At 71.5% G+C, this 20,441-nt stretch carries 24 protein-coding genes, 3 pseudogenes and 2 riboswitches; of the genes and pseudogenes, 15 read left to right on the top strand and 12 right to left on the bottom strand.

Annotated elements, in window-relative coordinates:
- Positions 1 to 36: 36 nt before the first annotated feature.
- A complete protein-coding gene (locus BLW14_RS02350) occupies positions 37 to 867 on the top strand; it encodes a TIGR02452 family protein (protein ID WP_093703794.1) in 831 nt (276 codons plus the stop codon).
- Between the two features lie 47 nt (positions 868 to 914).
- Here BLW14_RS02350 and BLW14_RS02345 read toward each other — a convergent pair whose 3' ends face one another.
- The gene (locus BLW14_RS02345; protein WP_093703792.1) at positions 915 to 1,376 is read right to left on the bottom strand and encodes a type II toxin-antitoxin system PemK/MazF family toxin; all 462 of its coding nucleotides are present in this window, start codon (positions 1,374 to 1,376) and stop codon (positions 915 to 917) included.
- 89 nt (positions 1,377 to 1,465) lie between these two features.
- On the opposite strand from BLW14_RS02345, the gene BLW14_RS02340 reads away from it, so the two are divergent.
- Positions 1,466 to 2,488, top strand: coding sequence for a LacI family DNA-binding transcriptional regulator (locus tag BLW14_RS02340; protein WP_093703790.1), 1,023 nt, complete (start codon positions 1,466 to 1,468; stop codon positions 2,486 to 2,488).
- Positions 2,489 to 2,540: 52 nt separating this feature from the next.
- Complete coding sequence (locus tag BLW14_RS02335; RefSeq protein WP_093703788.1) at positions 2,541 to 2,876, top strand: hypothetical protein; 336 nt, start codon at positions 2,541 to 2,543, stop codon at positions 2,874 to 2,876.
- Between the two features lie 33 nt (positions 2,877 to 2,909).
- Here BLW14_RS02335 and trxA read toward each other — a convergent pair whose 3' ends face one another.
- On the bottom strand, positions 2,910 to 3,293 hold the full coding sequence (trxA, locus tag BLW14_RS02330; protein ID WP_093703786.1) for a thioredoxin: 384 nt from the start codon (positions 3,291 to 3,293) through the stop codon (positions 2,910 to 2,912).
- Positions 3,294 to 3,411: 118 nt separating this feature from the next.
- Between trxA and BLW14_RS02325 the strand changes: the two genes are divergently transcribed.
- Complete coding sequence (locus BLW14_RS02325; RefSeq protein WP_177153881.1) at positions 3,412 to 4,848, top strand: dihydrolipoyl dehydrogenase family protein; 1,437 nt, start codon at positions 3,412 to 3,414, stop codon at positions 4,846 to 4,848.
- 65 nt (positions 4,849 to 4,913) lie between these two features.
- On the opposite strand, the pseudogene BLW14_RS02320 reads toward BLW14_RS02325, so the two are convergent.
- Both BLW14_RS02320 and BLW14_RS02315 read right to left on the bottom strand, forming a co-directional pair.
- Positions 4,914 to 5,777: pseudogene (locus tag BLW14_RS02320) on the bottom strand (family 16 glycosylhydrolase); the annotation flags it as partial.
- Between the two features lie 172 nt (positions 5,778 to 5,949).
- A complete protein-coding gene (locus BLW14_RS02315; RefSeq protein ID WP_093703780.1) occupies positions 5,950 to 6,552 on the bottom strand; it encodes a histidine phosphatase family protein in 603 nt (200 codons plus the stop codon).
- A gap of 124 nt (positions 6,553 to 6,676) precedes the next feature.
- Positions 6,677 to 6,770: riboswitch (adenosylcobalamin (AdoCbl) riboswitch) on the top strand.
- Positions 6,771 to 6,815: 45 nt separating this feature from the next.
- On the opposite strand from BLW14_RS02315, the gene BLW14_RS02310 reads away from it, so the two are divergent.
- Together BLW14_RS02310 and BLW14_RS02305 are read left to right on the top strand one after the other, a co-directional pair.
- Positions 6,816 to 7,031, top strand: a complete 216-nt coding sequence (locus tag BLW14_RS02310; RefSeq protein WP_018523122.1) for a CbtB domain-containing protein — start codon at positions 6,816 to 6,818, stop codon at positions 7,029 to 7,031.
- 32 nt (positions 7,032 to 7,063) lie between these two features.
- The gene (locus BLW14_RS02305) at positions 7,064 to 7,843 is read left to right on the top strand and encodes a CbtA family protein (protein WP_093703778.1); all 780 of its coding nucleotides are present in this window, start codon (positions 7,064 to 7,066) and stop codon (positions 7,841 to 7,843) included.
- 64 nt (positions 7,844 to 7,907) lie between these two features.
- Here BLW14_RS02305 and BLW14_RS02300 read toward each other — a convergent pair whose 3' ends face one another.
- Both BLW14_RS02300 and BLW14_RS02295 read right to left on the bottom strand, forming a co-directional pair.
- Entirely contained in the window at positions 7,908 to 8,402 is a 495-nt protein-coding gene (locus tag BLW14_RS02300) for a GNAT family N-acetyltransferase (RefSeq protein WP_093703776.1), read from the bottom strand.
- Positions 8,403 to 8,468: 66 nt separating this feature from the next.
- Positions 8,469 to 8,816 (bottom strand): tetratricopeptide repeat protein, encoded by a 348-nt coding sequence (locus tag BLW14_RS02295; RefSeq protein WP_018523125.1) that lies wholly within the window; start codon positions 8,814 to 8,816, stop codon positions 8,469 to 8,471.
- A gap of 121 nt (positions 8,817 to 8,937) precedes the next feature.
- Here BLW14_RS02295 and BLW14_RS02290 point away from each other — a divergent pair, with 121 nt between their 5' ends.
- Together BLW14_RS02290 and BLW14_RS34965 are read left to right on the top strand one after the other, a co-directional pair.
- A complete protein-coding gene (locus BLW14_RS02290; RefSeq protein ID WP_093703774.1) occupies positions 8,938 to 9,903 on the top strand; it encodes a pirin family protein in 966 nt (321 codons plus the stop codon).
- A 139-nt stretch (positions 9,904 to 10,042) separates the two neighbouring features.
- Entirely contained in the window at positions 10,043 to 10,594 is a 552-nt protein-coding gene (locus tag BLW14_RS34965) for a hypothetical protein (RefSeq protein ID WP_256332651.1), read from the top strand.
- Positions 10,595 to 10,630: 36 nt separating this feature from the next.
- Here the strand turns inward: BLW14_RS34965 and BLW14_RS02280 are convergent, their stop codons facing one another.
- From BLW14_RS02280 to BLW14_RS02270, 3 genes and pseudogenes are all read right to left on the bottom strand, one after another.
- Positions 10,631 to 11,134 (bottom strand): GNAT family N-acetyltransferase, encoded by a 504-nt coding sequence (locus BLW14_RS02280; protein WP_093703772.1) that lies wholly within the window; start codon positions 11,132 to 11,134, stop codon positions 10,631 to 10,633.
- A 91-nt stretch (positions 11,135 to 11,225) separates the two neighbouring features.
- Positions 11,226 to 11,378, bottom strand: a pseudogene (locus BLW14_RS02275) (VOC family protein); the annotation flags it as partial.
- A gap of 123 nt (positions 11,379 to 11,501) precedes the next feature.
- Positions 11,502 to 11,855: pseudogene (locus BLW14_RS02270) on the bottom strand (CatB-related O-acetyltransferase); the annotation flags it as partial.
- Between the two features lie 50 nt (positions 11,856 to 11,905).
- On the opposite strand from BLW14_RS02270, the gene BLW14_RS02265 reads away from it, so the two are divergent.
- The 3 genes from BLW14_RS02265 to BLW14_RS02255 all read left to right on the top strand — a co-directional run bounded on the left by BLW14_RS02265 (position 11,906) and on the right by BLW14_RS02255 (position 13,579).
- Positions 11,906 to 12,223: a TetR-like C-terminal domain-containing protein gene (locus BLW14_RS02265; protein ID WP_256332650.1), complete on the top strand. Its 318-nt coding sequence runs from the start codon at positions 11,906 to 11,908 to the stop codon at positions 12,221 to 12,223.
- A gap of 140 nt (positions 12,224 to 12,363) precedes the next feature.
- Entirely contained in the window at positions 12,364 to 12,642 is a 279-nt protein-coding gene (locus tag BLW14_RS02260; RefSeq protein WP_093703768.1) for a hypothetical protein, read from the top strand.
- Between the two features lie 160 nt (positions 12,643 to 12,802).
- The gene (locus tag BLW14_RS02255; protein WP_256332649.1) at positions 12,803 to 13,579 is read left to right on the top strand and encodes a (2Fe-2S)-binding protein; all 777 of its coding nucleotides are present in this window, start codon (positions 12,803 to 12,805) and stop codon (positions 13,577 to 13,579) included.
- Between the two features lie 10 nt (positions 13,580 to 13,589).
- Here the strand turns inward: BLW14_RS02255 and BLW14_RS02250 are convergent, their stop codons facing one another.
- The 3 genes from BLW14_RS02250 to BLW14_RS02240 are packed head-to-tail and all read right to left on the bottom strand — an operon-like array spanning position 13,590 to position 16,542.
- Positions 13,590 to 14,390 (bottom strand): ABC transporter ATP-binding protein, encoded by an 801-nt coding sequence (locus tag BLW14_RS02250; RefSeq protein ID WP_093703766.1) that lies wholly within the window; start codon positions 14,388 to 14,390, stop codon positions 13,590 to 13,592.
- A complete protein-coding gene (locus tag BLW14_RS02245) occupies positions 14,387 to 15,478 on the bottom strand; it encodes a FecCD family ABC transporter permease (protein ID WP_093703764.1) in 1,092 nt (363 codons plus the stop codon). The genes BLW14_RS02250 and BLW14_RS02245 overlap by 4 nt, the downstream gene beginning before the upstream one ends.
- Complete coding sequence (locus BLW14_RS02240) at positions 15,475 to 16,542, bottom strand: ABC transporter substrate-binding protein (protein WP_093703762.1); 1,068 nt, start codon at positions 16,540 to 16,542, stop codon at positions 15,475 to 15,477. Before BLW14_RS02240 ends, BLW14_RS02245 begins: the two co-directional genes overlap by 4 nt.
- Positions 16,543 to 16,571: 29 nt before the next feature.
- Positions 16,572 to 16,713, bottom strand: a riboswitch (cobalamin riboswitch).
- 66 nt (positions 16,714 to 16,779) lie between these two features.
- Here BLW14_RS02240 and cobF point away from each other — a divergent pair.
- The 4 genes from cobF (at position 16,780) to BLW14_RS02220 (ending at position 20,430) form a co-directional block, all read left to right on the top strand.
- A complete protein-coding gene (gene cobF / locus BLW14_RS02235; protein ID WP_093703760.1) occupies positions 16,780 to 17,562 on the top strand; it encodes a precorrin-6A synthase (deacetylating) in 783 nt (260 codons plus the stop codon).
- Positions 17,563 to 17,786: 224 nt separating this feature from the next.
- Positions 17,787 to 18,452 carry a deoxynucleoside kinase gene (locus BLW14_RS02230; protein WP_093703758.1) on the top strand — a complete coding sequence of 222 codons (666 nt, stop codon included), beginning with the start codon at positions 17,787 to 17,789 and terminating at the stop codon, positions 18,450 to 18,452.
- Between the two features lie 21 nt (positions 18,453 to 18,473).
- The gene (locus tag BLW14_RS02225; protein ID WP_093703756.1) at positions 18,474 to 18,803 is read left to right on the top strand and encodes a substrate-binding domain-containing protein; all 330 of its coding nucleotides are present in this window, start codon (positions 18,474 to 18,476) and stop codon (positions 18,801 to 18,803) included.
- A 139-nt stretch (positions 18,804 to 18,942) separates the two neighbouring features.
- Positions 18,943 to 20,430 (top strand): right-handed parallel beta-helix repeat-containing protein, encoded by a 1,488-nt coding sequence (locus BLW14_RS02220; protein WP_256332648.1) that lies wholly within the window; start codon positions 18,943 to 18,945, stop codon positions 20,428 to 20,430.
- Positions 20,431 to 20,441: the final 11 nt, after the last annotated feature.

The following is a 20,441-nucleotide window of genomic DNA, read 5'->3' as shown; positions in this document are numbered from 1 at the left end:
GATCATGTCCCGTATGCACCATAAGGGGGAGGCGCCGTGAGCGCCCGGCTGCGCGGGATCGCGCGCGAGACGGAGAACATCGTCGAGGCGGGTTCGTACCGCACGGTGAACGGCCGGGAAATCAGCATCGAAAGGGACGTGGCCGCCGCCCTCACGGGTACGCGGCTGTACGGCCCCGACCCGGTTGCCGTCGCCGCGCTGGACCGGGACCGGACACCGGCCATCGCGGTCACCGGCGAGAGCAGCCTGGAGGCGGCCGCCCGGATGACCCGCGAGCGGTCCGGCCGGATCGCCGTCCTGAACTACGCCTCCGCCCGCAACCCCGGCGGCGGCTACCTCAACGGCGCCCAGGCGCAGGAGGAGGCCCTGTGCCGGGCCTCCGCGCTGTACGCCACGCTGCTGCGGGTGCCCGACTTCTACGCCCACCACCGTGCCGAGCGCAGCGTGTTCTACACCGACCGGGTCATCCACTCACCCGGCGTGCCGGTCTTCCGTGACGACCGGGGCCGGCTCCTCGACACGCCGTACACGGTCGGCTTCCTGACCTCACCCGCCCCCAACGCCGGTGTCATCCGCGCCCGGACCCCGCAGGAGGCGCACCGCGTCCCCGCCGCGCTCGCCGCACGGGCCGAACGGGTGCTGGAGGTCGCCGCGGTCTGCGGCTACCGCAGGCTCGTCCTGGGCGCCTGGGGCTGCGGCGTCTTCCAGAACGACCCGGCGGCGGTGGCCGGGGCGTTCCACACGCTGCTCACCGGCGAGGGCCGGTTCGCGGGCCATTTCGAGCAGGTCGCCTTCGGCATCCTCGGCCGGGAGGAGGATTCGCCCACCAGAGTGGCATTCGACCGGGTGTTCGCCGACCGGCGCTGACCCTCACCCTGAAGTCGACCGTGAGGGTCAGCGCTCGCCGGACGCCGTCACGCCCAGCCGTAACGCTCCCTCAGCCGCCCGACGACCAGGTCGAACCTGCCCCGGTCCAGAGCGCACGCCTCACGCCGCATCCCGTCCTCGTGGACCCGCAGGACCCGGTCCAGGTCCACCCAGGACGGGCGGCCCGAGCTGTCCCAGGGGCCCGCGCCCAGGGAGACCCACTCCCGGTCCATGTCGTGCTGCTTGCTGGACAGCTGCACGGCCAGCAGCGTGCCCGCCGCCTCGCGCGCGACGACGAGGACCGGACGGTCCTTGCCGCGCCCGTCGTTCTCCTCGAACGGCACCCAGGTCCAGACGATCTCCCCGGGGTCGGGTGCGCCGTCCCGGTCGGGGGCGTACGAGGTGCGGACCGGGCCCACGTCGCGCGGGTCGGCCTGGGCGGTGGCTGCGGAACCGGTCCGGCCGTGGAAACCGGCCTCATTGCTGTCGGTACGGTGCTGGATCGTCATCGCAACACCCTAGGTCCTGCCCCCGCGTACCCTCGGCGCAGGGCTGCCGCGTCGGGGCGTCGCCCGGGTCTGGAAGACTGCCCGCAGCCATGAGTCAGTTACCCGAGCAGCCCACCGAAGGCCCCGTCCCGACCAGCGCCGATGTGGCGCGGCTCGCAGGCGTCTCCCGGGCCACCGTGTCCTACGTCCTCAACAACAACGCGCAGGTGCGGATCAGCGATCAGACCCGCCGCCGGGTACGGGAGGCCGCCGACGAACTCGGGTACGTGCCCCACGCCGCGGCCCGCACCCTGCGCGCCGGCCACTCCCGCATGGTGCTGCTGCCCACCGGCCACCTGCCGACCGGGCCCCTGCACCTGCGGTTCCTGCGCGAACTGGAGGCGGGGCTACGGCGCCTCGACTACACGGTCGTCCAGTACGGCTCGCTCGGTCTCGGCGCCGACGACGCCGCCCGCGCCTGGGCCGAACTGCGCCCGGCCGCCGTCATCGTGCCCGGTTCGGTCCCGCTCGCCCCGGCCGGCATAGCCGTGCTCCGGCGCTCCGGAGCCAAAGCCGTCATCACCCTGGGGCCCCAGCCCGTGGAGGGGGCCCACGCCCTGATCATGGACCAGCGGGAGGTCGGCGGCTGCGCGGTGCGCCACCTGCTGGAACGCGGCCGGCGCCGCATCGGCGTGGTGATGCCCGAGGACCCGGGCACCGCCCTGTTCGCCGCCCCGCGACTCGCCGGGGCCCGGGAAGCCGCACTGTCCGGCGGCGCCCACGTCGAGGCACTGCCGCTGCGGTACGACGAGGAGTCGGCCGCGTCCCTGGCCGCCCGCTGGCCCGCGCTCGGCCTCGACGCCGTCTTCGCGTACGACGACACCTACGCGATGCTCCTGATGAGGGCGCTGCACGACGCCGGGACCGAGGTGCCCGCCGAGGCGGCCGTGGTCGGCGCGGACGACTCGATGCTCGGGCGGCTGCTGCGGCCGAGGCTCAGCAGCGTACGCATGGAACTGGCCATCGCACAGCCCCTCGCGGACCTGGTGGACCGCCTCGTACGGCACCCGAGGACCCCGCCCGAACGCCACGAACTGCTGCGCGCCCGCGCCGTGCACCGCGAATCCAGCTGAACGGACGGGCCAGCGCGGCGACGTGCGCCGCGCACGGCCCGTGCCTAGCGTCATGACCATGAGCCATCCGCAGAGTTACGAAATCCTCATCGTCCCCGAGTTCACCGACGACAAGGCCCCCGGGACCGGAAACGGCGCCACGGGAGCCAGTGTCAGGGGAGCGGCGGCCAAGGGCTCCCGGGGGTGGAGCCCCGGCGCCGCCGTCCGGTCCGCCGTCGTCACCGCCACGGGCGAGACCGGCGAAACCGGCTACCCCCGGTACGCGGGGGACGGCATGGTGGCCGACATCGACCCCAGGACCCGGGCCGTCGAGGGCCTGCTCGTCGACGGTTCGGAACTCGCCTACGGGCTCGCCGCCCGCGTCACCGAGCGGGACGCGAACGGCTGAATCCGGGCTCCGCGCGGCAGGGGCCGCGGCTGCTCACTGCTGCCCCTCCGCCTTGCCCTTCTGCTCGGCCTCGATCGACTTGCGGACCTCGTCCATGTCCAGGTTCCTGGCCTGGCCGATGACGTCCTCCAGGGCCGCCTCCGGCAGCGCGCCGGGCTGCGCGAAGACCGCCACGTTGTCCCGGACGATCATCAGTGTGGGGATCGACCGGATCTCGAAGGCCGCCGCGAGCTCCTGCTGCGCCTCCGTGTCCACCTTCGCGAAGACCAGGTCCGTGTGGCGCTCGGACGCCGCGTCGTAGACCGGGGCGAACTGCCGGCACGGGCCGCACCAGGAAGCCCAGAAGTCGATCAGGACGAACTCGTTGTCGCTGACGACCTGGTCGAAGTTTTCCTTGGTGAGCTCTACGGTGCTCATGCGTTCCTACCTCTTCCTGTGCCCGTATGAGACGTGTCCGGGACAACGGTGCCCCTCTTCGTGCTATTCCGCCCCTGCCCATGTGGCCGACGCCCACACCCATGGCAAGAATGGGCGCATGACACATGCAGCGGAGCCAGTCGCGTACGACGTCGTGGTCATCGGAGCCGGGCCGGTGGGCGAGAACGTGGCGGACCGGGCCCGGGCCGCCGGGCTGACCACCGCCGTCGTCGAGTCCGAACTGATCGGCGGGGAGTGCTCCTACTGGGCGTGCATGCCCAGCAAGGCCCTGCTGAGGCCCGTCGTCGCCCGCGCCGATGCCCGCCGCGTCCCCGGCCTCAGCGGCGCCGTGCAGGGGCCCCTGGACGCGGCCGCCGTACTTGCCCACCGCGACGAGTACGCCTCGCACTGGAAGGACGACGGGCAGGTCGCCTGGCTCGACGGGATCGGCGCCGACATCCTCCGCGGCCACGGCCGGCTGACCGGCCCCAAGGAGGTCACCGTCACCGCCCCCGACGGCACGGAGCGCCGGCTCACCGCCCGGCACGCCGTGGTCGTCTGCACGGGCAGCCGGGCCGTGGTCCCCGGCCTGCCCGGGATCGACGAGGCCCGCCCCTGGACCAGCCGCGAGGCGACGAGCGCCAAGGAGGTCCCCGGCCGGCTCGTCGTCGTCGGCGGGGGAGTCGTCGGCGTGGAGATGGCCACGGTGTGGAACGCGCTCGGCTCGGACGTCACCATGCTCGTACGCGGCGAGGGGCTGCTGCCGCGGATGGAGCCCTTCGCGGGTGAGCTGGTCGCCGAGGCGCTCACCGAGGCCGGCGCGGACATCCGTACGGGCGTGTCGGCCACCGCCGTACGCCGGGCGGGTGGCGACGGGCCGGTCACCGTGGAACTCGACAACGGTGAGAGTGTCGAGGCCGACGAGGTCCTCTTCGCCACCGGCCGGGCCCCGCACACCGACGACCTCGGCCTGGAGACCGTGGGCCTGGAACCCGGGTCGTGGCTCACCGTCGACGACACCTGCCGGGTCGAGGGCACGGACTGGCTCTACGCGGCGGGCGACGTGAACCACCGCGCGCTCCTGACCCACCAGGGCAAGTACCAGGCCCGCATCGCGGGCGACGCGATCGCCGCCCGCGCCCAGGGAAAGCAGCTGGACACCGCCCCCTGGGGCGCGCACTCGGCGACCGCGGACCACGCCGCCGTCCCGCAGGTCGTCTTCACCGACCCGGAGGCCGCGTCGGTGGGCCTGTCCCTGGCCGAGGCGGAAGAGGCCGGGCACCGGGTCCGCGCCGTCGACTACGACCTCGCGTCCGTGGCCGGCGCGGGGTTGTACGCGGACGGGTACCGCGGCCGCGCCCGCATGGTGGTGGACCTCGACCGCGAAGTCCTCCTGGGCGTCACCTTCGTGGGCCCGGGCATCGGCGAACTGCTCCACTCGGCGACGATGGCGGTCGCGGGCGAGATCCCCGTCGCCCGGCTGTGGCACGTCGTCCCGTCGTACCCGACGATCAGCGAGATCTGGCTGAGGCTGCTGGAGACGTACCGGGGGTAGGGCAGGACGCGGAGGTCCCGCCGGGCCGTCGCCCGGCGGGACCTCCGCGATCAGGCCGGAGGCGCGCTGTCGCTCGTGGTGACGCGGACGTGGTCGACGACCAGTTCGCTGGGGAAGGCCGTGTTGCCGTCGGGGTCGCCGGGCCAGTAGCCGCCGACCGCGAGGTTCAGGATGAGGAAGAAGGGCTTGTTGAAGGCCCAGGCGTTGCCGTTGGTGTCGGCGGGGGTGCGGTGCTGGTAGACGTTGCCGTCGACCGACCAGGTGATCGAGTCGGGGGCCCAGTCGACGGCGAAGGTGTGGAAGGCGTCGGCGAAGGCCTGGCCGTTCGGCAGGGTGTAGCCGGCGCCGATGCCTCCGGAGCCGGAGTAGCCGGGCCCGTGCAGGGTGCCGTGCACGGTGGAGGGCTCGAAGCCGACGTTCTCCATGATGTCGATTTCACCGGAGTTGGGCCAGCCGACCTGCCCGATGTCGTTGCCGAGCATCCAGAACGCCGGCCACATGCCCTGGCCGCGCGGGATCTTCATCCGCGCCTCGACGTGCCCGTACGCCTGGGTGAACTTGCCCGAGGTGTTCAGCCGCGCCGAGGTGTACTGGCAGGTGCCGTACCAGCACTGGTAGTTGGAGGGGTTCTCCTTGCGCGCGGTGATGACCAGGTGGCCCTGGCCGTCCAGCGCGGCGTTCTTGTTGCCCGAGGTGTAGTACTGCCGCTCATGGTTGTTGACGTTGTCGCCGGTCTCGATCTGCCACTTGCTGCCGTCGACGGCCGAACCGGCCGCCCCGTCGAACTCGTCGGAGAACGTCGTCGCGGCGGCGGAGACCGTGTCCGGCCGGACGGGGGCACCTGACGCCAGGCCCGACGTGGTGGCGACCAGGGCGAGTACGGAGAGAGCGGGGACCAGGAGACGCCTGGCCCGGTGGGGGGAGTTCATGAACGTTCCTTCCCGTGCGGGACGGGGACATGTGATGCGTCATGCATATGACAAGTGGGGGCATGGCCATCACGTGGGGGGATGATGGTGCTTTAGTTCACTACGTGATTTAAGAAGTGAACCATCGGGGTGTCAAGGCTCCGGTACGCACAACAGTTCTTGCACATCCGGTTCATGGAGCACCCCGTTCCGCCTCTCGGTCGCCGGGCCCGCCGGTGAGCGGGCGCCCGACGCGGAGGTTCCAGCGCCCCGAGCGGCCGGTCAGTTCCGTCAGAGTGAGCGGGGCGACGTCCAGCCGCCAGAACGCCTGGGGCGGGAGGGCCAGCGCGTGGACCACGGCCGCCCGGACCAGAGACGGTTCGGCGACGGCCAGCACCCGGACGTCGCCGGTCAGCGAGTCGAGCCAGGCCCCGGCCCTGGCGCACAGACCGAGCAGCGACTCGCCGCCGTGCGGGGCGGCCGACGGGTCGCCCAGCCAGGCCGTGACCCCCTCCGGCTCCCGCGCGCTCACCTCGTCCAGCCGGGCACCCGACCACCGCCCCAACTCCCAGTCGCGCAGAGATGGTTCGTCCACCGACTGCAGACCCAGCGCTTCCATCGTCCGGATGCACCGCTCCGACGGCCCGTGCACCGTCCAGTCCGCGTCCGGGACGTGTGGCGCGGCCAGCCGGGCCGCACGCGCGCCGGACGCGTCGAGCGCGGCGTCCCCGGCGAACCGGGCCTCGCGCAGCGCAGCGTTCATCGCCGGTGAGATCAACATCACCCGTACCGTCATACCCGCCCTCAACTCCCGCAACAGTGGCCGCACGGCCAAGCACACCATGGCACCCGGACACCTCCGGCCACTTGTAAGGGGCATGGCGGTTGGCGGTGTCCAGGGGGTATGGTCGCGGCGACATGACGAGGGTGTGACGGAAGTCCGGTGAGAATCCGGCACGGTCGCGCCACTGTGTACCCGCCCGCGTGCGGGAAGTCAGACCCGGCACCTTCGTCTCAGGCACCACGATCGGGACGCGTGTTCCCACAGGAGGTTCTGCCATGGCGCAGACTGCTGCCCCCGCCACCGGCGCATCCGCCATCACCCCCATCTCCCTGAAGGCCATCGCCCCTTGGGCGGTCTTCTTCGGCATCCTCATGCTGGTCCTGCTCTACTTCGTCGGCGCCGAGCAGGGCGCCACCGCCCTCATCTCGGGCGAAGGCGTCCACGAGTGGGTGCACGACGGCCGTCACCTCCTCGGTTTCCCCTGCCACTGAACGTCATCTCGGCTGATCCAGGGGAATCCCTCATGAACTCCATATCTGTCAGGGCCCTGCTGGTCCGCGGCATGCTGGCCGGCCTGGTCGCGGGCGCTCTCGCCCTGGTCGTCGCCTACTTTCTCGGCGAGTCCCGCGTGGACGCGGCCATCGCGCTCGAAGAAGCGGCGCACAGCGCCCATGGCCACGACCACGGCGCCGGCGAGGAACTCGTCAGCCGCGGCATGCAGTCCACCGCGGGCCTGGCCACCGGTGTGCTGGTCTTCGGCGTCGCGGTCGGCGGTATCGCCGCGCTCGTCTTCTGCTACGCGCTGGGCCGGATGGGCCGGTTCGGCCCGCGCGCCACGGCCGCGCTGATCGCCGGCGCCGCGCTGCTCAGCGTGTACGTGGTGCCGTTCCTGAAGTACCCGGCCAATCCGCCGGCCGTCGGCAACCCCGACACCATCGGCAGACGCACCGCGCTGTTCTTCCTGATGGTCGCCCTCAGCGTGCTGCTCGCCGTCGCCGCCGTCATCATCGGCAAGCGTCTTGCACCCCGCCTGGGCAACTGGAACGCGACGGTCGCGGCGGCCGCCGGCTATGTCCTGCTCATCGGCCTCGCCTACGTGTTCCTGCCCTCGTTCAACGAGGTCGGCAAAGACTTCCCGGCGACGCTGCTGTGGCAGTTCCGCCTGGCCACGCTCGCCGTGCAGGTCACGCTCTGGACCACGTTCGGCCTGGTCTTCGGCCACCTCACCGAACGCCTGCTCGTGCCGAGGTCCGACGCGCTCGCGGGCGGCCGGACGAACCGGACGGCCGCGGCCGTGGGATGACGGCCGCCGTACGCGCCGCAACGGGTGGAGCCCGCCGGATGGCTGCCGGCGGGCTCCACCCGTTCTACGCCGCCCACTCGGCCAGGTAGTACTTCAGCGAAGCGTCCTCGGCCACGAGGCGCATCCCGGCCGCCGCCATGACGCGCTGCGAGGCGACGTTGCCGGTGTCGGCGTCCCCCCGCACCCGGGCGACGCCCTGTTCCCGGGCGAACCGGAGCAGCTCCCGGAGCGCCTCGGAGGCGTACCCCTTGCCGCGCCCCGACTCCACGAGCCCGTAGCCGATGGTCACGCCGCCCCGCTCGTCCGGCGCGGCGTGGAAGCCGATGCCGCCGATGACGACGCCGTCGGCGCGGAGCCGTATCTCGTACGAACCGAAGGGGCTCGGGTCGCCGCTCCCGGCACACGTGGCGAGGAAGCGCGCGGCGGCCCCCCGCTCACCGGGGGAGGGGTAGCCGGGGGCCCAGCGCGCCCCGGGCGGCGGCGAACCGGCGGCGACGTGCTCGGCGTCGGCGGGGGTCATCGGGTGCAGGACCAGGCGCGGCGTTTCAAGGTCGGTCATGGTCCTGTGGAGTATCACGCGGCCGCCGCCTCCGGCACCCGGAATTCGTCGGGTGCCGTCACACGGCTACGCGGCCCCGAGATCGCCGGACAGCGCGGCGGCCAGCCGCAACTGCGTGTCGGCCTCGGCCTGCCGCCCCTGGCGCTCCAGGGTCCGGCCGAGCATCAGGCGGGCGTAGTGCTCCACCGGGTCGCGCTCCAGGACCGCGCGCAGCTCCGTCTCGGCGCGCCCGAGGCTCGCCGAGTGGTAGTAGGCGCGGGCCAGCAGCAGCCGGGGCGCCACCTGCTCCGGGACCTCCGCGACGAGCCCGTCCAGGATGCGGGCCGCGGTCGTGTACTCCTTCGCGTCGAAGAAGAACCCCGCGCGCTCCCAGCGCTCGGCGGCGGTACCGAACTCGTAGTAGCTGTCGCTCATGTCGTCTCCTCGTTCGGTCGGGCGTCCGATCAGCACAACATCCACAAGTGGTTTAACATTCCACTAATTATCCGGCGTGGGCACCACCCACCCCCATCCGCAGCGGAATAGGTTGAGCGCCATGAGCAATCTCGATCGCCAGGCCGTCCCCACCGTCTGCGGGGGCCGGGGCTTCGTCGTCGCCGAACCCGTACGTGAACTGCTCGCCCCGCGCAAGGTGCGGCTCGGCGAGTCCACCGAGGTCCGCAGGCTGCTGCCCAACCTGGGCCGCCGGATGGTCGGCGCCTGGGCCTTCGTCGACCACTATGGTCCCGACGACATCGCCGACGAGCCGGGCATGCAGGTGCCGCCCCATCCGCACATGGGCCTCCAGACCGTCAGCTGGCTGCACGAGGGCGAGGTGCTCCACCGCGACAGCCTCGGCAGCCTCCAGACGGTCCGCCCGCGCGAACTGGGCCTGATGACCTCCGGCCGCGCGATCAGCCACTCCGAGGAGAGCCCGAAGCAGCACGCGGCCCTGCTCCACGGCGCCCAGCTCTGGGTGGCGCTGCCCGAGGCCCACCGCTTCACCGAGCCCCACTTCCAGCACCACAGCGATCTGCCCACAGTCACCGCGCCCGGCCTCACGGCCACGGTGATCCTGGGCGACCTCGACGGCGCCACCTCGCCCGGCACCGCGTACACCCCGATCGTGGGCGCAGACCTCTCCCTGGCCCGGGGGGCGCGGGCGCGGCTCCCGCTGGACCCCGACTTCGAGTACGCGGTGCTCTCGATGTCCGGCGAGGCCGAGGTCGACGGTGTCCCGGTGCTCCCCGGCTCCATGCTCTACCTCGGCTGCGGCCGCACGGAACTCCCGCTGCGCGCGGAGTCGGACGCCGGCCTGATGCTCCTGGGCGGCGAGCCGTTCGAGGAGGAGCTGGTGATGTGGTGGAACTTCGTGGGCCGCAGCCAGGAGGAGATCACGCGGGCCCGCGAGGACTGGATGAACGGCGACCGGTTCGGCACCGTACACGGTTACGACGGGCCGCCTATCCCCGCGCCCGCGCTGCCGGACGTGGCGCTGAAACCTCGTGGACGGGTGCGCTGAGCTGCGACTCCTCGCTTGCGCGGGGTGCGGCGTGTGGCGGCCGGTCATCATCAACCCTCCACCGCCGCAGCGACCGGCGGCCTCTTTCCCGCGAGATGGCAGGGGCGCCCTCCACCTGGACCTGCTCGGCAACAGCTGCTTGACCCTCGTGCGCCGCGCGCTGTCCCTGCACGCCGTGTGTCAGAACGAGTTCGCCCCCGTACTGCGTGACCTGTCGGGCGTCCCGGCCTTCTTCGCGACGGCCCCAGGCAGCCGGCCGGTGCGCCGACACGCGACGCGGTGGGCGCTCGGGGTCGTCCGGGACGCCCCGGACGCCGGGCCGGCGCCCACCGTCGCGATGCGGGAGAACGTGCGGCTGGTGGTCCAGGACATCCTGATCTCCGCGGGCGCCGACGCGGAAGCGGCCGAACGCGCCCCACGCGAGGGCGCCGATGAGGTGGCCCTGCCGGAACCCCTGCGAGGGCCAGGCTCCACCTTCCGCGGGGGCGCCTCAACTGAGCCCGCTGGGGGCTCCCGCGCCGGGAGCGGTCACCGTCGCGCGGCCGACGAAGAGGGCAGGCTCAACGCGGGGCCGCCCCTCGGTATCGCGGCTGACGACGACCACCTCTGCAGGAGCAACTTCACCTCTGCCGCCGCGCCTCCCGGACCGGGGCGCGAGATGGCGCCGAAGCCGCGGAGGCGGGTGCGCTGAGCCGCGCTTTTGTGTCTCCGAGGGAAGTCCGTCCGCTTACTTGCCGGTGTGCTCCGGCAGGGCGAGCCAGTCCGACCAGGTGATCTCGCGGCCGATGAAGCGCGGCTGCTCGAACGGCCAGTCGGCGGCGATCCACTGTGGCACCAGAGTGTCGAGGGCCTGCTCGACCTTGCTGCCCACCAGTTCGTCCACCACCCACCAGGAGATCTCGCCGTCCGCGTTGGCCTTCTCCGGCGGGTCGATGTAGACGCAGCCGAGCAGAGCTGTCTCCGCCGCGTCGAACAGCGCGTAGTTGAAGGACTGGTGTGCGGCGATCTCCCGCTCGTGTCGCAACAGGTCGGCCTGGTCGGCCTCGTAGGTCATGGTGGCGGCCGGCCAGCCCCAGGCCGGCCCGAAGATGCTCCACAGCCGCTTGCGCGAACCCATCACAGCCGGATAGTCGAGCGGGGTGTCAGCCTCCCGGATCGGCCGCAGGTGGTGGCCACCACCCGGCAGTGGTACGACGACGGGGTGGACGAAATCATCGGGAAGCCAGCTCATGGCGCCCGACCGTAGCAGCGCGCGGCGGTCCGCCTCCGTCGATTTTCCCGTGCTATGCGGCGGGCATGGCGTGGGCGGTGGCTGCCAGGGTGCGTACGACATCGAATTCGTTGCCCCAGGAGCCGATCTCGACCATCTTTTCCCCGCGGTCGAGGACTCTGAAGTCCAGGACCGCGCACCAGAGGGCCGCGAGGCGCTCCGGGTCGTGGCGGTCGACAACCAATTCGGTGAATCTGCTGGTCATGGCTTCTCCAAGTCGTGGTGGAGGTGGGGTTGTTGAGAATGCCGTCGAACGCGTCGACGACAGGGGTGTGTTGGTGGGCGCTCCGGCCCGTGGGGAGCCCGGTGAGGTGTCCGTCGAAGACGATCAGGGGTGCGGGATACGGGGAGCCGCGTCCTGCAGCTCGTCGACAGTGCCGGACATGAGGGTCCGTACGTGCTTGCTGATGTGCTCCGCCGGCCAGTCCCACCAGGCCAGCGCGAGCAGCCGGGCGATGTCCGCGTCGCTGTGGCGGGTACGCAGGAGCCGGGCCGGGTTGCCCCCGACGAGGCCGTAGTCGGGGACGTCCTTGGTGACCACGGAGCCGCCGGCGATGATCGCGCCGTGGCCGATGCGTACGCCGGGCATGACGGTCGTGCCGTGGCCGAACCAGACGTCGTTGCCGACGACGGTGTCCCCGCGGTTGGGCAGGCCGGTGAGCAGGTCGAAGTGGTCGGCCCAGTGACGTCGTCGCAGACCTGCGCGAGCAGATCTACGCGGCCGTCGACCTTTTGGCCCGGGCACCGTTCCTTCCCCTCTTCCAGGCTTTGGTCGGCGAGGCCCAGCACGACCCCGGGGTGGCCGGCGCGCTCAACGAGCGGTTCACCGCTCCACAGGCGGACAAGACCGTCGCGCGCCTGAAGACGGCACAGGAGAAGGGCGATCCGTCGCCCGACTTCGACCTGGATCCGGCGATGGCGATCCTCTCCGGCCCGCTGTACTTCCGCCTGCTGATCACGCAGGAGCCACTGACCCACGCATACGTCGACCGAATCCTCGACGCCCTCTTCGCCGGAATGGGCACAGCCGGCCGGACGAACTCGGCCTGACGGCCGAAGCGGTCGGAATCCCCACGGGAGCGCCGGTCCGGGGTTCTCGTGCACGGGCCGCCCCTGGCCGTACGACGCCGTGGACGTGACCGTGATGACCCGGCTCCACCTCGGTCGGGGCCACCGATCAGTTGCGGACGGTGCTCACCGAGGCGGGCGCGCGCTGGGTGGTCGACACGGTGGCGTGCCGCCCCGGGCACCCCCAGCTCCTGGCTCAGCTCCCCGACCGTCACTGGACGGTGGGCCTGCCCGGGAACCCGTCCACCGCGCACCCTGTCGGCGGTCATCGCCCCGCCATCCTGCGTGGAGCGGCCCTCGCCGGCGCCCTCGCCGCCGTGGCGGCGGACTGGGGCCCGGACAGCCCGCACCTCTGTTCCTTCACAACTGAGGCGGAGGGGCTGCGGACCTGTCGCGCCTAGGATCGGACAGAACCGACGTCGTGAACAGCCCAGAGGACGCGGAGCGCGTCGTTTCGGAGGTTGCGGACGCCCTGTCCGCCACCGGGGACCGGCGTCGCTGACACGGAGGGGTGAATCCTGTGCGGTACCGCCACCGCGACCGGCGAAAGGATGACCCGGCATGCCGGAACGGCCCGCCGGCGAGAACGCGACGCGAGCGGACCGGACGGCCCCCGCGCCGCCTAGTCCGGGTCTCGGCCTCGTGACCGGCGGCTCCGGCGCGGCGGATGACGTACCAGCCGACGAGACCGTCGAGGCGCTGCGCGACGTGGCGCGGCTGGGAGGCTTTTTCGCCCTTGATACGGCTCCTGGGCCCGCCTCCGGCGGAGGGCATCTCACGCGGGAAGGGTTCGCGGCGCGGGCCGGGACCGTCAACGAACGCTACGGCACCGCCGAAACCCGTATCGGCGTCTCCATCGCCCACCTCGGACTCGCGGCACGGCTGTGGTCGCCGGTCCTCGCCTGCGCGCTCCTCCACGGCATCGTGCCGGTGATGGCCACCGCGGAATGGGCCGGCGAGGGCTCGGCCCTCCGGCTGGCCGGCCCCCGGGGCAACCGCGCCCCGCGGCCGACGTCAGCACTGGTGCACGCCGTGGCCGCGCAGGCCGACGGCGTCCTTCAGCGCCTGGAGAGCCACCTGCCCGTCAGGATGGCGCCCCGGCTGCTCGCGGGGAACTCCGCATCCGCGCTGGTCGGCTCCGCGGCGCAGCTGCTGAGATCCCGGCCCGGTCTGCGGGCGCCGCTCACCGGGCTGACACGCGAACTCCTGGAGACGGGGCGGCTGCCCGGGACCGGCCGGATCACCGGCCCCGGGCTCACCTTCCGCCGCCGCAGCTGCTGCCTGTACTACCGGGCACCGAACGGCTCGAAGTGCGGGGACTGCTGCCTGGTCCGGTGACCGGGTCCGGTCACCCCTCCGCGCCGGGCGACGGCCCGTCCGCCGGCAGGAACGTCACCTGGGGACGGCCCGTGCGGGGATGCACCGCGACCTCGGCCGCCACCTCGTAGACCTCAGCGAGCAGGCGCGGAGTGAGCACCTCGTGCGGTGGCCCGGACGCGACGACGCCGCCGTCGCGCAGCACGTACAGACGATCGCAGTAGTGCGCGGCCAGGTTCAGGTCGTGCAGGGCGACGAGAACCGTCGCGGGCAGTCGGCGCAGGACGGTCAGGACCTCCAACTGATGCCGGATGTCCAGGTGGTTGGTCGGTTCGTCCAGGACGAGCAGCGACGGATCCTGGGCCAGGGCGCGGGCGATCAGCACCCGCCGGCGTTCGCCGCCGGAGAGGCGGTCGAAGGGGCGGTCGGCCAGGGCGACGGCGTCGACCGAGGCGAGTGCGGCCTCGATCGCGGCAGCGTCCTCGAACGTGTCGCCCGACAGGAGCCGCTTGTGCGGGGTCCGGCCCATCGCGACGACTTCCCGCACACTCAGATCGAGGCCGGACGGAGCGTCCTGCACGACCGCGGCCAGCGTGCGCGCGAGTCGGCGCGGGGGCAGGGACCAGGCGTCGGCACCGTCGACGCGGACGGTCCCGGCCTCCGGGCGCAGGACGCGGTAGACGGCGCGCAGCAGGCTGGACTTGCCGCTGCCGTTCGGACCGACGAGGCCTATTGTCTCGCCGGGATGGGCCGTGAGCGTGACGTCGTGGACCAGTCGTCGTGTGCCCGCCGTGAGGGTGACGCCCTCGACGCGCAGTTCGGCCCCCGTCATGCCGGGCCTCCCGCCTTCTTGCGCGCATCACGCCGCATCAGCCACAGGAAGAACGGGCCGCCGCACAGGGCGGTGAGTACGCCGACCGGGATCTCCTCCGGCGCCGTCACGGTCCGCGCCACGATGTCGGACAGGATTAGGAAGGACGCACCGCCCAGCGCGGCGGCCGGCAGCACGCGCCGATGGTCGCCGCCGACGAGCAGCCGCACGATGTGCGGCAGCATCAGGCCCACGAAGCCGATGGGTCCGGCCGCGGCGACCAGCACACCGGTGACCAGCGACACGAGCACGAACATGCGGGCCCGGAACCGTGCGACGTCCAGGCCCATGGTGGCGGCGGCCTCCTCCCCGGCCAGCAGGAGGTTGAGGTTCGGGGCCTGCACCATGAGGACAGCGATGCCGAGCAGCAGCGCGAGACCGGGCAGCCGGAGCGATCCCCAGGACACACCGCCGAGACCGCCCATGGTCCAGGCGAGGACCGTGCGCGCCTCGTTGCCGTTGTCCGTCGTCAGGAGCAGCAGGTTCAGCAGCGCGTTGAGCACCGACGCCACCGCCACCCCCGCCAGGACGAGCCGCATCGAGGTGATGCGGCCACCGGTGCGGGCTGCGGCGTAGACGAGTACGAGTGCGCCCAGCGCCCCCGCGAACGCGGCCGCCGACAGGGAGACCGTTCCGAAGAAGCTCGACCCGAACACGATCACCGCGACCGCGCCGAGCGAGGCGCCGGAGGACGCGCCGAGGAGGTACGGCTCGGCGAGCGGGTTGCGTACCAGCGCCTGGAGCGCCGTACCGACGACGGCGAGGCCCGCGCCGGTGACCGCGCCGAGCAGGACGCGGGGCCCGCGTACGTCGAGCACGATCGTCTCCCGCGCACGGGTCCAGGTGGGCTCCGTCCAGTCGGCGCCGAGCGCGTGCGTGACGATGCCCCACACCTCGGCGGGCGGTACGTGCACCGAGCCGAGGGCGAGTCCCGCGGTCGAGCAGACGACCAGGAGCGCGGCGAGCGCCACCAGGGTGACAGCGAACGTGGCCCGGTTGCGCGGCTTCACCACGGCGGTGTTCTCGGAGCTCTTGGCGAGCGCCGTCACTTGAAGCTTTCCGGGTGCAGACCGCGCGCCAGATCCCCCACCGCGTCCGCCGAGCGGATGCCGACGAGGGTGTCGGTCAGCGGCAGGACCACGAAACGCTTGTTCCTGATCGCGGGCACGTCCGCCAGGGCGGGCTGGGAGAGCAGGAACCTCTTCTTCTGCGCGACGGTGGTGCCCGCGTAGTCGTAGATGGCGATCACGTCCGGCTTGCGGTCGACGACCTGCTCCCACGAGACGTCGCCGAACACGTCGTCCAGGTCGGAGAAGACGTTCCTGCCGCCCGCCAGGTCGATCAGCTCGTTGCCCAGGCCCTTGCCGCCGGCCGTGAAAGCGGACTTGTCGCCGCTGTCGTAGACGAACACGGAGACGTCACGCGCTTCCTTCACGGCCGCGCTCGCCTTGTCGACCCGGGTGCGCAGCTCGGAGACGAGGGCGGACGCGCGGTCGGAGACACCGAAGATCCTGCCGATCGTACGTATCTCGGTGTACGTGTCCCGCATGGTCACCCCCTTCTTCCCGGCGCAGTTCTCCCGGTTGAGGTAGGTGTCGATGCCCGCGTCCCGGAACGCCTTGCGCGAACGGCCCTCCTTCTCCGCGAACGCGCTGGCGTACCCGCCGTAGACGAAGTCGGGATCGCTGTCGAGGACCTTCTCGAAGGACGGCGCCTGCTTCGACAGCTGCGGGATCGACGCGAAGTCCTCGCGCAGAGCGGGCAGCACCGCCGAGTCGGGGTACGACGTACCGGCCATCCGGTCCTTCAGCCCCAGCGAGAGCATCAGTTCGGCCGGATGCTGGTGGATGGTCACCGCGCGGGACGGCGGTTCGGTGTACGTCGTCGTGACCCCGCAGTTGTCGATGGTGACGGGGAAGCCCTTCGCCGCCGAGGTACCCGGCTCCGGGGAGTCGGCGGTGGTGCCGGACGAGCCGCAGCCGGCCGTCAGCACGAGCGCCGACAGCGCGGTGACGGCGGCGACGAGGCGTGCCGGACCGCGTCCGCGTGAAGCCGCGGGCGACGAGGGGGACGAGGGGGACGAGAAAGGGGGACGGCTGTGACCGTCGTGCATGGGAAGCCTCCTGCGGAGTCCGCGCTCCTCGGATCGGGCCCGCGGCAGGTCAGTGACCTGACTTCCGCGGACACCCCGGGGGCATGCGCGGTCACAGTGGCGGGACCGTGCCGGATTCGCACCGGCTTCCTGGCTCCTGCCGCGGCTTTGACCTGGTGATCGTACGTAATGACCAGGTACACCCGGAGACCGGGGCGGGCGCGGCGACGCGGGAGAGGTCCCTGGAAGACTGCCGGCATGAGTACGGAACAGCGCACGGTCCTCGTCATCGGCATCGGGGCCGGTGATCCCGACCACCTGACCCTCCAGGCCGTGAAGGCGATCCGCCGCGCCGACGTCTTCTTCATCGTGGGCAAGGGACCCGACAAGGCGTCCCTGACCGACCTGCGCCACCGGATGATCGAGGAGCACGCGCAGGGCTCGTACCGTGTCGTGGAGATCGAGGACCCCGGCCGCGATCGGCGCCCGATGGACCGCTCCGACTACGCGGCGGCCGTCCAGGACTGGCGTGAGCGGCGCGGAGAGATCTTCGAGCGGGCGATGCGCGAGGAGATGACGGCAGGCGAGACGGGGGCCTTCCTCGTCTGGGGAGACCCGTCCCTGTACGACAGCACACTCGGCATCCTCGGCGACATCGAGGACCGCGGCGCGTTCAGTGTGGGCGTCGAGGTGATTCCCGGCATCACGAGCGTCGCATCGCTGACCGCCCGACACCGCATCCCGCTCAACCAGGTGGGCCGCCCGGTGCACATCACCCCGGCCCGCCGCCTCGGGGACGTCGGCCGGAACGACGACGGTGACATCGTCGTCATGCTCGACGCGCACGAGTCGTTCACCCAGGTCGACGGCGACGACGTGTGGATCTATTGGGGCGCCTACCTCGGCACCCCGGACGAACTCCTCGTCTCCGGCCCGCTCCACGAGGTCTCCGACCGCATCCGGCAGATCCGGGCCGAGGCCCGCGAGCGGCACGGCTGGATCATGGACACGTACCTGCTGCGGATCACGGAGGAGCCGTAGGGAGTCGCTCCAGCGGCCCCGGACGCGGAGTGGATCGCCCGGGGCCGACGCGACCGGCAGCACCTTCGTGCCGTACCCCGCCGCCCGGGACGACCGGGCCGCCGGCCGGCCGCGCCCGGGACCGGCAGCCGCCACCGCGCCGATATGATCCCTTCGGACGTCCCGGGAGAGGAGTGCCAGATCGCCTCGCGCCCCGCTGACGGCGCCCGGGAAAGAAGCGAGGTATGGCAGTGATCTGCGTCGGCGGCATGATCGGGATCGGCAAGACGAGCGTGGCCGAGCTGATCGCCAAGGAGCTGGGGAGCAAGGTCTTCTACGAGAGCGTGGAGGACAATCCGATCCTGCCGCTCTTCTACACGGCCGGCCCCGAGGAGATAGCGGCGAAACGCTACCCCTTCCTGCTCCAGCTCTACTTCCTCCAGACGCGGTTCGCCGCGATCAAGGAGGCGTACCGGCAGGACGACAACGTCCTCGACCGGTCGATCTACGAGGACTGGTACTTCGCCAAGGTCAACCACGACCTCGGCAGGATCAGTGCCCTGGAGATGCAGGTGTACGAGGGGCTGCTCGCCGAGATGATGCGGGAGATCGACGGCCTGCCGTACCGCAAGGCGCCGGATCTCATGGTGTACCTCAAGGCGGACTTCGAGACGGTGCTGCTCCGCATCGGTCTGCGGGGGCGGGACTTCGAGCAGGACACGGGCCTCGTCGAGTACTACCGGACGCTGTGGTCCGGATACGACGACTGGGTGCGCGAGCACTACTCCGCCAGCGACGTCCTCGTGATCGACATGAACAGGACCGACGTCGTGAACAACCCCGAGGACGCGGAGCGCGTCGTCCGGGAGGTTGTCGGCGCCCTGTCCGTGGCAAGGACGCGGCGGAACTGAGATAGACCAAGCTGTGGTCGGATGACGGCTTCCCGGGCCACCGGCGTCGGCGACGGTGCTTCGGCGGTGACGGGGGAGGAGTGTCATGACGCTCTGGGCCGCCCGACGCGGGCCCGAGGACTCAGGGTGCCCGAGGACCTGTCCGTGATCGGTTACGACGACGTCTTCGCCGCCCTGGGAGCCCCGCCGCTCACCCCGGTCGCCCCGCCGAAGAAGGCGGTCGGGGCCGAGGCGGCCGAGCTGCTCCTGCGCAGGACGGGAGGCGGCGGCGCCCTCGTCCCGCCCGTGCGGCACGTGCAGCTGTTGCCCACGCTCACCGTCCGCGACTCCTGTGGTGGACCGGCCCGCTGACGGTGTCGGATGAACGTAACCGGGCTTTTCTGCCCCTTGTATCGATCATTCGATCAATGAGCGATTGCGTTGAGCGAATCTCTTGACCTGATCAATCGTGACCTCTACTTTCGGGCCACCCACCCCAGGAGGTTCTCGCATGAGCATCAGAGCCAGTCGTGTGCTCCTCGCCGCATCCGTCGCCCTCGTCGGCTCCGCTGTCCTGCCCGGCCAGCCGGCTTCGGCAGCCGACTCCACCACGTACGTCGACTGCTCGCGGTCCACCGCGGGGACCGGCACCCAGGCCAGCCCCTTCAACAGCATCGTCCAGGCCAACGGCAAGACCTATGCGGCCGGCGACACCCTCGCCTTCGCCTCCGGAACCACCTGCAAGGGCGCGCTCGCCCCCAAGGGCAGCGGCACCGCGAGCCGGCCCATCACGCTCACCCGCTACGGCTCGGGTGAACTGCCCGTCCTGAACGGCGACGGAGCCGCGGACGCCGTCTCGCTGACCGACCAGGACCACTGGACGATCAGTTACCTCAGGATCACCAACCCGGCCGGCTCCCTCGCCCGGCGCACCGGCCTGCGGATCTCCGCCACCGACGGCATGGCCCACACCGGGTTCGACGTGGGCAACCTGATCATCGACCGGGTGGCCGGCCAGACCAACAAGACCGGTTCGGTCACCGAGGACTACGTCCAGTCGGGAAGCGTGGTCACCGGTGCCACCGGGGCGAACTCCACGCTCAACGACGTACACGTGCACCACAACACCGTGAGCAACACCGGTGGCGGCGGTCTGAAGATCCGTACCGGTTCCATGGCCGCCAAGGGCAGCGGCGTCCTCGTGGAGTACAACACCGTCAAGGACGTCGGCGGTGACGGCGTCATCGTCAGCTACGCCGACTCCCCGATGATCCAGTACAACGACGCGTCCGGCATCGGGAACGGCGTCTACCCCTTCTCGGGCGGCAACTTCGCCGGGATCTGGGTGCTCGGCGACCACAACCCGACCATCCAGAAGAACGCCGTGTACGACACCACCAAGATGTCCGCCGCCGACAGCCAGGCATTCGACTGCGACTGGGGGAACACCGGCTACTGCACGATCCAGTACAACTACAGCCGCGACAACATCGGCGGTTTCTTCCTCGACTGCGACGGCTGCGGCACCATCGGCGGCGCCAAGCAGGTCATCCGCTACAACATCTCCGAGAACGACTGCCGTATGAGCAGCAACAGCGCGGGCCGGTCGGCGCTGCACATGTACAACAACGTCCTCTACTGCACGGACAAGAAGTTCAACGTCACACTCCCCGGCACGAGTGTCGTCGAGAACAACATCTTCGTCGGCACGTCCGACTCCCAACTGCCCGCCAAGTCCGGTATCCAGTGGTACTGGAACGTCTTCCAGGGTGTGCCCCGGCCCACCTCCAACGGTATCGCCGGTGATCCGCAGTTCGTCGCACCCGGCACCGGCGGCAGCTCGATCCACGAGGCCGACGGCTACAAGCTCAGGTCCACCTCGCCCGCCCTCGGCAACGGTGCCGTCATCACCGACAACGGTGGCCGCGACTACTGGGGCAGCGCTGTTCCGTCGGCCACGAAGCCCAACCGGGGCGCATACCAGGGCCCGGGTCTGTAGCCAACGTCCGG

Origin of the sequence: Streptomyces sp. 2131.1 (assembly GCF_900105515.1) — a bacterium.
Classification (GTDB): domain Bacteria; phylum Actinomycetota; class Actinomycetes; order Streptomycetales; family Streptomycetaceae; genus Streptomyces; species Streptomyces drozdowiczii.
Note: the sequence above shows the minus strand (reverse complement) of the source record. Positions and strands in the feature narration are given on the sequence as shown.